11 protein-coding genes are annotated in these 14,518 nt (G+C 60.2%); 9 read left to right on the top strand and 2 right to left on the bottom strand.

The genetic code is table 11. The features are described from left to right. Positions 1 to 413 precede the first annotated feature (413 nt). Positions 414 to 1,445: an L-idonate 5-dehydrogenase gene (locus tag AGR7B_RS20050; protein WP_080857685.1), complete on the bottom strand. Its 1,032-nt coding sequence runs from the start codon at positions 1,443 to 1,445 to the stop codon at positions 414 to 416. A gap of 220 nt (positions 1,446 to 1,665) precedes the next feature. Here AGR7B_RS20050 and AGR7B_RS20045 point away from each other — a divergent pair, with 220 nt between their 5' ends. The 3 genes from AGR7B_RS20045 to AGR7B_RS20035 all read left to right on the top strand — a co-directional run bounded on the left by AGR7B_RS20045 (position 1,666) and on the right by AGR7B_RS20035 (position 4,545). Further along, positions 1,666 to 2,421, top strand: a complete 756-nt coding sequence (locus AGR7B_RS20045) for an SDR family oxidoreductase (RefSeq protein WP_080858185.1) — start codon at positions 1,666 to 1,668, stop codon at positions 2,419 to 2,421. An 88-nt stretch (positions 2,422 to 2,509) separates the two neighbouring features. Further along, positions 2,510 to 3,403, top strand: coding sequence for an NAD(P)-dependent oxidoreductase (locus AGR7B_RS20040; protein ID WP_080857684.1), 894 nt, complete (start codon positions 2,510 to 2,512; stop codon positions 3,401 to 3,403). A 158-nt stretch (positions 3,404 to 3,561) separates the two neighbouring features. Then, entirely contained in the window at positions 3,562 to 4,545 is a 984-nt protein-coding gene (locus tag AGR7B_RS20035; protein WP_080858184.1) for an aldose 1-epimerase, read from the top strand. A gap of 18 nt (positions 4,546 to 4,563) precedes the next feature. Here the strand turns inward: AGR7B_RS20035 and AGR7B_RS20030 are convergent, their stop codons facing one another. Then, positions 4,564 to 5,025 carry an Lrp/AsnC family transcriptional regulator gene (locus AGR7B_RS20030; protein WP_003522155.1) on the bottom strand — a complete coding sequence of 154 codons (462 nt, stop codon included), beginning with the start codon at positions 5,023 to 5,025 and terminating at the stop codon, positions 4,564 to 4,566. 166 nt (positions 5,026 to 5,191) lie between these two features. Between AGR7B_RS20030 and AGR7B_RS20025 the strand changes: the two genes are divergently transcribed. From AGR7B_RS20025 to glgA, 6 genes are all read left to right on the top strand, one after another. After that, a complete protein-coding gene (locus AGR7B_RS20025; RefSeq protein WP_080857683.1) occupies positions 5,192 to 5,905 on the top strand; it encodes an aspartate/glutamate racemase family protein in 714 nt (237 codons plus the stop codon). Then, positions 5,906 to 6,676, top strand: a complete 771-nt coding sequence (locus tag AGR7B_RS20020) for a class II glutamine amidotransferase (protein ID WP_078052614.1) — start codon at positions 5,906 to 5,908, stop codon at positions 6,674 to 6,676. A 440-nt stretch (positions 6,677 to 7,116) separates the two neighbouring features. Continuing rightward, on the top strand, positions 7,117 to 9,579 hold the full coding sequence (locus AGR7B_RS20010; RefSeq protein ID WP_080857682.1) for a glycogen/starch/alpha-glucan phosphorylase: 2,463 nt from the start codon (positions 7,117 to 7,119) through the stop codon (positions 9,577 to 9,579). Beyond that, the gene (glgB, locus tag AGR7B_RS20005) at positions 9,579 to 11,786 is read left to right on the top strand and encodes a 1,4-alpha-glucan branching protein GlgB (RefSeq protein WP_080857681.1); all 2,208 of its coding nucleotides are present in this window, start codon (positions 9,579 to 9,581) and stop codon (positions 11,784 to 11,786) included. Before AGR7B_RS20010 ends, glgB begins: the two co-directional genes overlap by 1 nt. A 21-nt stretch (positions 11,787 to 11,807) precedes the next feature. Next, positions 11,808 to 13,070, top strand: coding sequence for a glucose-1-phosphate adenylyltransferase (gene glgC / locus AGR7B_RS20000; RefSeq protein ID WP_003522150.1), 1,263 nt, complete (start codon positions 11,808 to 11,810; stop codon positions 13,068 to 13,070). Between the two features lie 5 nt (positions 13,071 to 13,075). After that, entirely contained in the window at positions 13,076 to 14,518 is a 1,443-nt protein-coding gene (glgA, locus tag AGR7B_RS19995; RefSeq protein WP_080857680.1) for a glycogen synthase GlgA, read from the top strand.

The raw sequence follows: 14,518 nt of genomic DNA, 5'->3' as shown, positions 1-14,518 counted from the left end.
CAAAAAACGACGAGCAGCAAATCACCTTTTTGACCTGCGTCAAAATGTGCAAACGGGCAGAGACGACCTCGGTAAAGACGGTCGTGGGTGCAGCCCGGGGCAAAATATGCGGCAGTGGCGTTAGGGGTATGACAGGCTGGGGCGTTTGCTGGCGTCCGTCACTTTCCCACCGTCATTCCGGCTTTGAGCCGGAATCCAGCCAGCCCAAGTCCTTGGGCTGAAAGGACTCTCTCGCCGCGCAGACGCGCGTCGACTAGATTCCGGCTCAAGGCCGGAATGACGTACCTAAAGCAGTTGATGATATCGATAACATCATCACGAGTCTCCACGGGCAAGAACCCGTCGAAAAAATCGGCGGCGGGATGACCCGCCGCCGATCAAAACGTCGGCGCATTCGCGCGTAGAAACCTTACTTACGAAAAAGCGATCTGCACCTTCATCGCACGGCTGCGGTCCGAGGCGAATTCGAAGGCCGAGATGGCGTCGGCGAGATCGACGGTCTGGGTGATGAACGGCTTGACGTCGATCAGGCCCTTGCGCATCAATTCGACCCCGGTGGCGAATTCCTCGTGGAAGCGGAAAGAGCCGCGTAGATCCAGTTCCTTGGCGGTGATCGCCATCATCGGCAGGCTCATATCGCCGCCAAGGCCGAGCTGGACGATGATGCCGCGCGGACGAAGCGCCGCAATGCCGCCGGCAAGCGCCACGGCCGCGCCCGAGCATTCGTAAAGAACGTCGAAAGTGCCCTTGTTCGCGCCGTAAGCGGCAAGTGCGTCGGGCTCATCCTTGCTGTTGATAACACGATCCGCACCCGCTTCTTTCGCCTTGGCGAGCGTGAAATCCGAAAGGTCTGTGGCGACGATTTCAGCGGCGCCGGCGCGGCGCGCGGCCAGAATGGACAGAATGCCGATAGGGCCGCAGCCGGTGACGAGCACGCGTTTCCCCAGCAAATCGCCAGCGCGGCGCGTGGCATGCAGCGTTACCGCCAGCGGCTCCGCCATGGCCGCCTCGCCAGCGCTAAGCCCATCGGCCGGCACGCATTGCAGGGCGTCGGCCACCAGAACCTCACGGAAAGCGCCTTGAATATGCGGGAAAGGCATGGCGCTGCCATAAAAGCGCATGTTGAGGCACTGGTTGTGCAAGCCTTCCTGGCAGAAGCGGCAGGTTCGGCATGGGCGGGAAGGCGAAACGGCAACCAGACCGCCGACCTTCAACCCTTCCACGCCCTCGCCCAGTTCTTCGATGACGGCCGAGACCTCATGGCCGAGCACCATAGGTTCACGAAGCCGCACCGCGCCGAAGCCGCCATGGTTGTAATAATGCAGATCGCTGCCGCATATTCCGCCCCGGACCAGACGAAGCCGCACTTCTCCCGGTCCCGGCGCTTCCTCGGGCCGCTCCTCGATGCGCACATCCTTCGCCCCATGGGCAACAATCGCTCTCATAAATATCTCCCGTTCGACATCGCGCCTGAGCGGCGCGACAAAATAATCCGCATCCCTGTCACCGCCGCCTGCCGTGCATTTGCACGTCGTGCCGCCTCCCCGCCCGCCCGATCCGTACCGAAACCGGGCGTTTAAGCCTTGACATCCACGTCTGAAAGGGATGAATGTTATCGATAACATAAACCTGTATGAATGCAATGTCGAGAGACTGGAGGAAACAGTGGGCCTTAAATTGTTCGATCTTTCCGGCCGCCGCGCCCTGATCACGGGTTCGTCCCAGGGCATCGGCTTCGCGCTGGCGCAAGGGCTGGCGGAAGCAGGAGCGGAAGTGGTGCTGAACGGGCGCGACGAGGCGAAGCTGAAAGCTGCCGCAGCCGGCATCAAGAGCGCGAAAACGCTTGCCTTCGACGCCACCGATCATGAAGCGGTGCGCAAGGCCATCGACGGTTTCGAGGCGGAAGTCGGTCCCATCGATATTCTGGTCAACAATGCCGGCATGCAGCACCGCACGCCGCTCGAGGATTTTCCGGCAGATGCCTTCGAGCGCCTGTTGCAGACCAACATCGCCTCGGTGTTCCATGCCGGACAGGCGGCCGCGCGCCACATGATCAGCCGCGGCCGTGGCAAGATCATCAACATCGCCAGCGTTCAGACCGCCCTTGCCCGCCCCGGCATCGCGCCCTACACCGCCACCAAGGGCGCCGTCGGCAACCTGACGAAAGGCATGGCGACGGACTGGGCCAAATACGGCCTGCAATGCAACGCCATCGCACCCGGTTATTTCGACACGCCGCTCAACGCGGCACTGGTGGCGGACGAGACCTTCTCGGCATGGCTTGAAAAGCGCACGCCCGCCGGTCGCTGGGGCAAGGTCGAAGAGCTTGTCGGCGCCTGCATCTTCCTGTCGTCCGATGCCTCGTCCTTCGTGAACGGACATATTCTCTATGTCGACGGCGGCATCACCGCTTCGCTTTAAAAACACCGAAATCGGATGGCCGGCTGCGGCCGCCATCCGGTTTTGAACCGACGATACCACGACACTTTGGGAGGAGGCCGTGAACACCATGACCGAGAAGAACAAAGTCGCCCTCATCGGCGCCGGCGCCATGGGCGGGGCAATCGGCACACGGCTCACCGAGACCGGAAATCAGCTGACGGTTTTCGATCTGGATGCGGAAAAGGTGGCGGCGCTGACGAGCCTTGGCGCACAGAGCGCGGGTACGGCGGCGGAAGCGGCTTCGGTTTCCGATGTGGTCATCCTCAGCCTCAATTCGCCGAAAATCGTTCGCATCGCCGTCTTCGGCAAGGATGGCGTCGCGGCGGGGGCGAAGCCCGGCACGCTCATCATCGACATGTCCTCCATCGATCCGGAAGCGACGAAGGAACTGGCGGCCGATGCCGCCGAAAAAGGCCTGCGCTGGGTGGACAGCCCGCTTTCGGGCGGCGCGCCCAAGGCGCTCATCGGGCAATTGACGCTGATGGCCGGCGGCAGCGAAACGGATGTGGCCGATGCCCACCGCGTGCTGCGGCATGTGGCCAGCAATTATACCCACATGGGACCCTGCGGCGCGGGGCAGACGACAAAACTTATCAACCAGGTTCTGTGCGGGCTGAACTTCCTTGCGGTGGCGGAAGCAACGCAGCTTGCGCTGGATGCCGGCGTCGATGCCGCCAAAATACCGCAGGCGCTGAAGGGCGGCCGCGCCGACAGCGCTATCCTGCAGGAATATATGCCGCGCTACGTGGCGAAGGATTACCGCCGCACCGGCCGCATCGACAATATGGTAAAAGACCTCAACGGCGCGCAGGATCTCGCCCGGCGCACCAACACGGCTATGCCGCTGACGGCGGTTTGCGCCGAGGTGCACCGCATGCTGACGGCGGCCGGGCTGGGTGGGGAGGATCAGGCCGCGCTGATGGAATATTTCACCGGCGCGAAACGCACCTTTCCCGACTGATTGCCCGGCAGACATGGATGGCAGGAGCCTGTTGATACAGCCCTTGCGGGCCCTTAACGGCCATTGCGAAATTGTCCTTCAGCGATGATGATCGGGCGAATCGGCACGGCAGCTGCCCCGATGACCGCAGACGCATGCATGCAAAGGACAATTTCCCGATGACACCCTCCACCACAGGCACGGGGATTGCCGGTCTGACCGTTTCTGGAAACGGTTTCACTGCCGAAATCGCTTACGAGGGCGCGACGCTTTTAAGCTGGCGGCCGGTCTCTGCCGATGGCGGCAAAAGTGAAAATCTTGTCGACGGATATTCGACGCCTGCCGAAATGCAGTCGCAAAATGGCGTGAGAAACGGCATTCTCGCCCCCTTTACCAATCGCATCCCGGATGGTCGGTTCAGTTTTGGCGGGCAGATGCACCGCATTGAGCCGGTGCTTGCCCATGAAGCCCTCGTCTTCCACGGATTTGCGAGAGCCCTGCCCTTCGCACTTGCCCAGTCTTTCGAGGAAAACGGCGCTCACATTCTCGTCTTCCGCGCCGAAATAGCGCCTGCGGATTTCAAGAGTTATCCCTATCGGCTTGCCATCGAGGTGGAATATCGTTTCGCCGGCCATGGGGTCACCATCGACATACGCGGCATCAATCGCGATGACCGGCCCCTGCCTTTCGCCGCCGGCTGGCATCCCTATTTCCGGCTGTCCGGCACGACGTCTATCGACGATCTTCTCCTCACGCTGCCCTCGCGAACGGCGATTGAAACAGACGAAGACCTGATCCCCCTGCGGGACCCACAGGGCGGGATGGTCAAACGGGACGGCACCCGCTTTCTCCATGCGCCGCTGGCCGGCCATGTGCTCGATGTCTGCTTCACCGACCTCATCGCATCCGAAAACGGGCTTTACGAGACGAGGCTGGAAAACCGGCACGACGGTTCGAGCCTGACGGTATGGCAGGAGCGCGGGCACATGCATGTCTTCACCGGCGATACGCTGGCCCGCGACAGGCGCCAATCCATCGCGCTCGAACCGGTGGAAACGCCGACCAACGCCTTCAACCAGCCGGAACTCGCGGATGCGATTGCGCTGCAACCGGGCGAGACGCGAAGCTTCCGCTTCGGAGTTCGTTTCGAGACGGGGCGCTGATCAAGGCTCGATGATCGCTCAGATATGTGTCGTCGGCAGCGAAGACGACAGCTTCACCGTTTCCATCGAGATATAGGCGGACATGTCGTAAAGCTCGACGCGGCGCAGGATCTGTTTGTAGATCGTGTCGTAATATTCAACATTCGGCAGCACGAGTTTCAGAATATAGTCGAAATTGCCGGTCAGCCGGTGAACCTCGACAATTTCCGGTATCGTGCTGACGGCGGCATGGAACCGGTCCAGCCAGTCCTCCGCATGCAGGCCGGTTCTCACCAGCAGGAAAACCGTGGTCGGCAGGTTGATCTTGCGTCGGTCGAGCAGCGCCATCGTACCCGTTACATAACCTTCCGCCCGCAACCGCGTAATGCGCCGCGAACAGGCGGATAGCGACAGCGACACTTCCTCCGCGATATCGGCGAGCGGCGTTTCTGCGTTTTCCTGGAGAATCGCAAGGATTCGGCGGTCACGGTCATCAATCATCGGCGAAGGATGCACAGGTTAGCGCAACAGCGCAAGAAATTTGCGATATTTAGATAAAGTGCGCCCCAATTTTGCATCTACGCCGCGAAATCCCTGCAAAAACGCATGCCGTTTTCGCCCAGAGGATGGCATTATAATTTCAATCAAACTTGATAAGGGAACTCTTATGAAACGGATCGGCCTGATTGGCGGCATGAGCTGGGAATCTACCGCAACCTATTACCGCATGATCAACGAGGCCGTGCGTGACAGCCGCGGCGGGCTGGTTTCGGCCGACATCGTCATGCATTCGCTCGATTTTTCAGAGGTCGTCGCCCTTCAGAAGGCCGATCGCTGGGATGAGGCCGGTGCCCTTCTGGGCGCTGCCGGCGCGCGGCTTGCCAATGCGGGCGCCGATTGCGTGCTGATCTGCACCAACACCATGCATCTGGTCGCGGACACCGTGGAGAAGATGTCCGGCGTGGCGCTGATCGATATCATCGATGAAACCGCCGCAGCCCTGAAGGCGGATGGACGCCGCAAGCCGCTGCTGCTCGCCACCCGCTACACGATGGAACATGGTTTCTACACCGACCGCATGCGCCGCCATGGCGTCGAGGTGGTTGTGCCCGATGCGGAAGACCGCGCCGCGATCCACGACATTATTTTCGGCGAACTCTGCCAGGGCGAAATCAAGTCCTGCTCGCGAGAGCGTTATCTCGCGGTCATCGAGAAGGCCCGCGCACTCGGCGTCGATTCCGTCATTCTCGGCTGCACCGAGATTTCGCTGCTGATCGATCCCGATACCCTGCCGCTGCCGGGTTACGATTCGACCGCCATTCACGCGAAGGCCGCCGTCGGCTTCGCGCTCGGAAACAAGGCCCTGAACAGAGCCGCATGAATGTGCCGCCTCTTTGCCTATTCCGGTAAGCCGGTCTGGCTCGACAGTCTGCTGATCGAGCCGGAAGCATCGCTGGTCAGCCAGTCCATGGCCGCAAGGGAAGCGAAAACCGTCGTCAATGGCGATGGCTGCGGTCTTGGCTGGTATGGCGAACGCGGAACGCCCGGCGTTTTTCGCGATACGAGGCCCGCCTGGTCCGACGCCAATCTGGCAGCGCTTTGCCACCAGCTCCGCTCGGGCATGTTCATGGCCCATGTCCGCTCTGCCACGTCAGGCGAAGTGTCCCGCGCCAACTGCCATCCCTTTGCGCATGGGCGATACCTGTTCATGCATAACGGCCAGATCGGCGGTTACGAGCAGATCAGGCGCGACATCGATTCCCTCATCCCCGACGATATCTATGCGTCGCGACGCGGCACCGGCGACAGCGAAGCGATCTTCCTCATCGCCGCCGGGCATGGCCTCGATACCGAGCCGGTTCGCGCCATTTCCACCGCGCTGCAGCTTTGCCAGGAAAAGATGATGGCGGCAGGTGTTTCTTCCGCACTGCGATTCAGCGCAGTTCTTATGGATGGCGATTGCCTGCATGCCTTCCGCTGGTCGAGCGACGACAAGCCGCCGACACTCTACTGGCGCGGGCTTGATGACGGCATCGCATTGAGTTCCGAACCCTTTTCCTTCGATTGCGCGCCCTGGTGCGCCGTTCCCCCCAATACCAGGGTGACGATCCGCGCTGGCGAGATGGCGATGGAGCCTTTTCTCCTGCCGTAAACAGCGCCATTGGCGACGATCGCAGCCGGTTTTTACACCCGCGCCACGACAGGTCGGCGCGGCGGCAGCGCTGCCCTGTTTATTTTCATTGAATTTTCGCAACCGCGAAGGCTAGTGTGTGATCCGATAGTTCGAAACAGATTTCAGGACCGGTGAACCATTTCAGAAGTATTGCAGCCTCTTCCCCTTTTACGAGCGATGCCCGGCATCGCAAGGACCAAGAAAATTCGCTGAAGAACGGCGCAGACAGGGCGATCGATGCCTTCGGCGATCCTTTGGGCGCCGAGAAAAACACTTATTTTTCATTGCGCTAAGCTGTTCAATTTTCCGAAAAAAATGCTGTTGCCACGCCTCCATATCGATGCATAAACTGGCATCAGCAAAGGCAAGCCGGATCAACCTCTCAGACCCTCTCCTCCCACCAAGGTGCTGACCGACCAATGATCAATAATCTTAACGCCGCCGATCTTCCCCGTCCCGCCCCGCGCAGTTCCAACCCGGAAATCATGGCGTCGGAAATCATCGAACGCCTCACCTACCGTATCGGCAAGGACGTCAAGGTTGCCAAGCCGCATGACTGGCTGACCGCAACCATCCTCGTCGTCCGCGACCGCATCATCGACAAGTGGATGGAATCCACCCGCAAGGCCTATGCCAATAATTCCAAGCGCGTTTATTATCTGTCGCTCGAATTCCTGATCGGCCGCCTGATGCGCGACGCCATCTCCAATATCGGCCTGATGCACGAAATCCGCGATGCCCTGTCCTCGCTCGGCGTCGATCTGGATGTCATCGCCGGTCTGGAGCCGGATGCGGCGCTCGGCAATGGCGGTCTCGGCCGGCTTGCGGCCTGTTTCATGGAATCCATGGCGACCGTGGACATTCCCGCCTATGGCTACGGCATCCGTTACGTGCATGGCCTGTTCCGCCAGCAGATGGCAGATGGCTGGCAGGTGGAACTGCCGGAAACCTGGCTGGCACACGGCAACCCCTGGGAATTCGAGCGCCGCGAAAGCTCCTATGAGGTTGGCTTCGGCGGCTCGGTGGAAACCATCGGCGGTTATGAAGATCCGCAGCGTTTCGTCTGGAAACCGGCAGAACGCGTGATCGCCATGGCTTACGACACACCGGTCGTCGGCTGGCGCGGCACCCGCGTCAATACGCTTCGCCTGTGGTCGGCGCAGCCTATCGACCCCATTCTGCTGGCCGCCTTCAACGCCGGCGACTATATCGGCGCCTTGCGAGAAAGCAACAAGGCGGAAAGCCTGACGCGGGTTCTCTACCCCGCCGATGCGACGCCGGCCGGTCAGGAACTGCGCCTGCGCCAGGAGTTCTTCTTCTCCTCCGCCTCGCTGCAGGACATTCTGCGCCGCCATTTGCAGCAATATCCCGATTTCACCTCGCTGCCCGAGAAGGTCTCGATCCAGCTCAACGATACGCATCCGGCCATTTCCATCGCCGAAATGATGCGTCTTCTGTGCGATGTGCACGGTCTGGAATTCGAGGAAGCGTGGAAGATCACGCAGGGCACGTTCTCCTATACCAACCATACGCTTCTGCCGGAGGCGCTGGAAAGCTGGCCGGTGCCGCTGCTCGAGCGTCTTCTGCCAAGACATATGCAGATCGTCTATGCGATAAACGCCAACACGCTGGTTTACGCCCGCAAGGAAAAGAAGATGGCGGATCAGCAGATCCGTTCGATCTCGCTGATCGATGAAGGCGGCGAACGCCGCGTGCGCATGGGCAACCTCGCCTTCATCGGCTCGCATTCCATCAACGGCGTTTCCGCCCTTCATACCGACCTGATGAAGGAAACGGTCTTTGCCGACCTTCACAGCCTTTATCCTGACCGTATCAACAACAAGACCAATGGCATCACACCGCGCCGCTGGCTGATGCAGTGCAATCCGGGCCTCACCAGCCTGCTGCGCGAAGCAATCGGCGACGATTTCCTCGACGATGCGGAAAAGCTGACAGCACTTGACCGTTTCGCCGACGATGCCGGGTTCCGCGAGAAGTTTGCCGAGGTAAAGCGTCTGAACAAGGTGCGGCTTGCCAATACTGTCGCGCAGCGCATGGGCATCCGCGTCGATCCCTCGGCCATGTTCGACATCCAGATCAAGCGTATCCATGAATATAAGCGTCAGCTTCTGAACCTCGTGGAAACGGTCGCGCTTTACGATCAGATCCGTTCTCACCCGGAACTGGATTGGGTGCCGCGCGTTAAGTTCTTCGCAGGCAAGGCGGCGCCGAGTTATCACAACGCGAAGCTGATCATAAAGCTTGCCAACGATATTGCCCGGGTCATCAACAACGATCCGGCCGTGCGCGGGCTTCTGAAAGTGGTGTTTGTTCCGAACTATAACGTCTCGCTTGCGGAAATCATGGTTCCCGCCGCCGATCTTTCCGAACAGATATCGACGGCCGGCATGGAAGCTTCCGGCACCGGCAACATGAAATTCGCACTCAACGGCGCGCTCACCATCGGCACGCTCGATGGCGCCAACGTCGAAATGCGCGATCATGTCGGCGCGGAGAATATCGTCATCTTCGGAATGACGGCGGATGAAGTGGCCAATGCGCGCGCCGAAGGCCACAATCCCCGCGCGATCATCGAAGGATCGGCCGAGCTGTCGCAGGCGCTGTCTTCCATCGCCTCCGGCGTCTTCTCGCCCGATGACCGCTCCCGTTTCGCCGGCCTGATCGACGGTATCTACAACAGCGACTGGTTCATGGTCGCCGCCGACTTCGACGCCTATGCAAATGCGCAGCGGGAAGTGGACGCGATCTGGAGCGATCCGGACAGCTGGTATGCCAAGACAGTGCGCAACACGGCGCGTATGGGCTGGTTCTCGTCCGACCGGACAATCCGCCAATATGCCACCGAGATCTGGAGAGCCTGATGAAAAAACCGCTCAATTCGGCCGAAGAGAAAAAGACTGGCGACATCACGAAGGCTGAAATCGAGGCGATCAAGAGCGGTTTGCATTCCAATCCCTTTGCCCTTCTCGGCGTTCACGAAACGCCGGAAGGGTTTTCCGCCCGCTGTTTCATTCCGGGCGCAGAGGAGGTTTCCGTCCTGACGCTGGACGGAAATTTCGTGGGCGAATTGAAGCGGCTCGATCCGGATGGCTTTTTCGAAGGCCGGATCGATCTTTCGAAGCGACAGCCTGTGCGGTATCGCGCCAGCCGCGACGACGCCGAATGGGCGGTGACCGACCCCTACAGTTTCGGCCCAGTTCTCGGCCCCATGGACGATTATTTCGTCCGCGAAGGATCGCATCTGCGGCTCTTCGACAGGATGGGCGCACATCCTCTGAAGCTCGAGGGCGTCGAGGGCTTCCACTTCGCCGTCTGGGCTCCCAATGCGCGGCGCGTTTCCGTCGTCGGCGATTTCAACAATTGGGATGGCCGCCGGCATGTCATGCGGTTCCGCAAGGATACCGGCATCTGGGAAATCTTCGCGCCTGACGTCTATGCCGGCTGCGCCTACAAGTTCGAAATCCTCGGCGCAAACGGCGAGCTTCTGCCGTTGAAGGCAGACCCCTATGCGCGGCGCGCCGAGTTGCGGCCGAAGAACGCCTCTGTTACCGCGCCGGAACTTACCCAGAAATGGGAAGATCAGGCACACCGGGAACATTGGGCGAAGGTGGACCAGCGCCGCCAGCCGATCAGCATTTACGAGGTGCATGCCGGCTCCTGGCGGCGGCGCGAGGACGGCACGTTCCTGAGCTGGGATGAACTGGCCGCCCAGCTCATTCCCTATTGTACCGATATGGGCTTCACCCATATCGAGTTCCTGCCCATCACCGAACATCCCTATGACCCTTCATGGGGTTACCAGACGACCGGGCTTTATGCGCCATCCGCCCGTTTCGGCGATCCGGAGGGCTTCGCGCGTTTCGTCAATGGCGCTCACAAGGTCGGCATAGGCATCCTGCTCGACTGGGTTCCGGCGCATTTTCCAACCGACGAGCACGGCTTGCGCTGGTTCGATGGCACGGCGCTTTACGAACATGCCGATCCGCGTCAGGGTTTTCATCCCGACTGGAACACGGCCATCTATAATTTCGGCCGCATCGAGGTGATGTCCTACCTCATCAACAATGCGCTTTATTGGGCCGAAAAATTCCATCTCGACGGCCTGCGCGTGGATGCGGTCGCCTCGATGCTCTATCTCGATTATTCCCGCAAGGAAGGCGAGTGGATCCCCAACGAATATGGCGGGCGGGAAAATCTCGAATCCGTCCGCTTCCTGCAGAAGATGAATTCCCTCGTCTACGGCACCCATCCGGGCGTCATGACCATTGCCGAGGAATCCACCTCCTGGCCGAAAGTGTCGCAGCCGGTCCACGAGGGCGGCCTCGGCTTCGGCTTCAAATGGAATATGGGCTTCATGCACGATACGCTGAGTTATTTCTCGCGCGAGCCGGTGCATCGCAAGTTCCACCATCAGGAGCTGACCTTCGGCCTGCTTTACGCCTTCAGCGAAAATTTCGTGCTGCCGCTTTCCCATGACGAGGTGGTGCACGGCAAGGGATCGCTGATCGCCAAGATGTCCGGCGACGACTGGCAGAAATTCGCCAATCTGCGGTCCTATTACGCCTTCATGTGGGGTTATCCCGGCAAGAAGCTGCTGTTCATGGGACAGGAATTCGCACAATGGAGCGAATGGAGCGAAAAGGGCTCGCTCGACTGGAACCTGCGCCAATATCCGATGCATGAGGGCATGCGCCGCCTCGTGCGCGATCTCAACCTCACCTACCGTTCAAAACCCGCTTTGCACGCCCGCGACTGCGAACCGGAAGGTTTCCGCTGGCTTGTGGTGGATGACCACGACAATTCCGTCTTCGCCTGGCTGCGCATGGCGCCGGGTGAAAAGCCGGTGGCGGTCATCTGCAATCTCACGCCGGTCTATCGGGAAAACTATTATGTGCCGCTTCCGCTTGCGGGGCGGTGGAGGGAGATTCTCAACACCGACGCCGAAATTTATGGCGGCAGCGGCAAGGGAAATGGCGGACGCGTTCAGGCGGTCGATGCCGGGGGAGACATCGGGACAATGCTCGTCCTGCCGCCACTCGCAACGATCATGCTCGAGCCGGAAAACTGACAGACAGAGAGGGAGGACACCATGTCGGAAAAAAGAGTTCAGCCTTTGGCACGCGATGCAATGGCCTATGTCCTCGCAGGCGGCAGAGGAAGCCGCCTGAAGGAGCTGACGGACCGCCGGGCAAAACCCGCCGTCTATTTCGGCGGCAAGGCGCGCATCATCGATTTTGCGCTCTCCAACGCGCTCAATTCCGGCATTCGCCGCATCGGCGTCGCCACGCAATACAAGGCGCACTCGCTCATTCGGCACCTGCAGCGCGGCTGGGACTTCTTCCGCCCTGAACGTAACGAAAGCTTCGATATTCTGCCGGCCTCCCAGCGCGTTTCCGAAACGCAATGGTATGAAGGCACGGCCGACGCCGTCTACCAGAACATCGACATCATCGAGCCCTATGCGCCGGAATATATGGTCATCCTCGCCGGCGACCATATTTACAAAATGGATTACGAATACATGCTGCAGCAGCATGTCGATTCCGGTGCGGACGTGACGATCGGCTGCCTTGAAGTGCCGCGCATGGAAGCGACCGGCTTCGGCGTGATGCATGTGAATGAAAAAGACGAAATCATCGATTTCATTGAAAAGCCGGCCGATCCGCCGGGCATTCCGGGCAATGAAGGATTCGCGCTCGCCTCCATGGGCATCTATGTCTTCCACACGAAATTCCTGATGGAAGCCCTGCGCCGCGACGCCGCCGACCCGACTTCCAGCCGCGACTTCGGCAAGGACATCATTCCCTATATCGTCGAACACGGCAAAGCCGTCGCCCATCGCTTCGCCGATAGTTGCGTTCGTTCGGATTTCGAGCATGGCCCTTACTGGCGCGATGTCGGCACCATCGACGCCTATTGGCAGGCCAATATCGACCTGACGGATGTGGTGCCGGACCTCGACATCTACGACAAGTCCTGGCCGATCTGGACCTATGCGGAAATCACCCCGCCGGCGAAATTCGTGCACGATGACGAGAATCGCCGCGGCTCGGCCGTGTCTTCGGTCGTCTCCGGCGATTGCATCATTTCCGGCGCCTCCCTGCAGCGCAGCCTGCTGTTTACCGGGGTGCGCGCAAATTCATACTCCCGCCTTGAGAATGCCGTAGTACTGCCGAGTGTGAAGATCGGGCGTCACGCCCAGCTCAGCAATGTCGTCATCGACCATGGCGTGGTCATTCCGGAAGGACTGATTGTAGGAGAAGACCCAGAACTGGATGCCAAACGTTTCCGCCGCACCGAAAACGGCATTTGCCTTATCACCCAATCGATGATCGACAAGCTGGACCTGTAGAGCCCATGAATGTCCTTTCGGTTTCATCCGAAATCTATCCCCTGATCAAGACCGGAGGGCTCGCCGACGTTGCCGGCGCGCTCCCCATCGCGCTGGAAGCCCATGGTGTCACGACGCGCACATTGATACCCGGATATCCGGCGGTGAAAGCCGCCGTGACGGACCCCGTCAAATGTTTCGAATTTACCGATCTGCTCGGCGAAAACGCCGATGTGCTCGAAGTGCGGCATGAGGGGCTTAACCTCCTCATTCTCGATGCGCCGGCCTATTACGAGCGCTCCGGCGGCCCTTATCTCGACCAGACCGGCAAGGATTACCCTGACAACTGGAAGCGTTTCGCGGCGCTTTCGCTGGCTGCGGCCCGCATTGCCGCCGGCGCGCTTCCCGGCTGGCGGCCGGATATGGTGCATGCCCATGACTGGCAGGCCGCCATGGCGCCGGTCTATATGCGTTATGCCGAAACGCCCGAGATTCCGAGCCTTCTCACCATCCACAACATCGCTTTTCAGGGCCAGTTCGGCGCGAATATCTTCAGCAAGCTTGCATTGCCCGCCCATGCCTTCGGCATGGAAGGCATAGAATATTACAACGATGTGAGCTTCCTGAAGGGCGGGCTGCAGACGGCAACAGCGCTCAGCACCGTCAGCCCCTCCTATGCCGAGGAAATCCTCACCCCGCAATTCGGCATGGGCCTGCACGGCGTCATCGGCAGCCGCGCCCATGTGCTGCACGGCATCGTCAACGGCATCGATGCCGATGTCTGGAACCCGGCGACGGACCATCTGATCCACGACAATTATTCGGCCACCAATCTCAAGAACCGCGCGCTGAACAAGAAGGCTGTCGCCGAACATTTCCGCATCGACGATGATGACAGCCCGCTTTTCTGCATCATCTCCCGCCTCACCTGGCAGAAGGGCATCGACCTCATGGCGGAAGCCGTGGACGAGATCGTTTCCCTCGGCGGCCGTCTGGTGGTGCTGGGCGCCGGCGAAGTGGCGCTGGAAGGCGCGCTTCTGGCGGCGGCATCCCGCCACCATGGCCGCGTCGGCGTTGCTGTCGGTTACAACGAGCCGCTGTCGCATCTGATGCAGGCGGGCTGCGATGCGATCATCATTCCCTCGCGTTTCGAACCCTGCGGCCTCACCCAGCTTTATGCGCTACGCTATGGCTGCATTCCGGTCGTCGCCCGCACCGGCGGCCTTGCCGACACGGTGATCGACGCCAACCACGCCGCCATCGCCAATAAATCGGCGACCGGCGTGCAGTTTTCACCCGTTACGCTCGATGGTCTGAAACAGGCGATCCGCCGGACCGTCCGTTATTACCACGACCCGAAACTATGGACACAAATGCAGAAACTCGGAATGAAATCCGATGTTTCCTGGGAAAAGAGCGCCGGTCTTTACGCCGCGCTTTACAGCCAGCTTATTTCGAAAGGCCATTGA

This window comes from Agrobacterium deltaense RV3, assembly GCF_900013505.1.
Taxonomy (GTDB): Bacteria; Pseudomonadota; Alphaproteobacteria; order Rhizobiales; family Rhizobiaceae; genus Agrobacterium; species Agrobacterium leguminum.
Note: the sequence above shows the minus strand (reverse complement) of the source record. Positions and strands in the feature narration are given on the sequence as shown.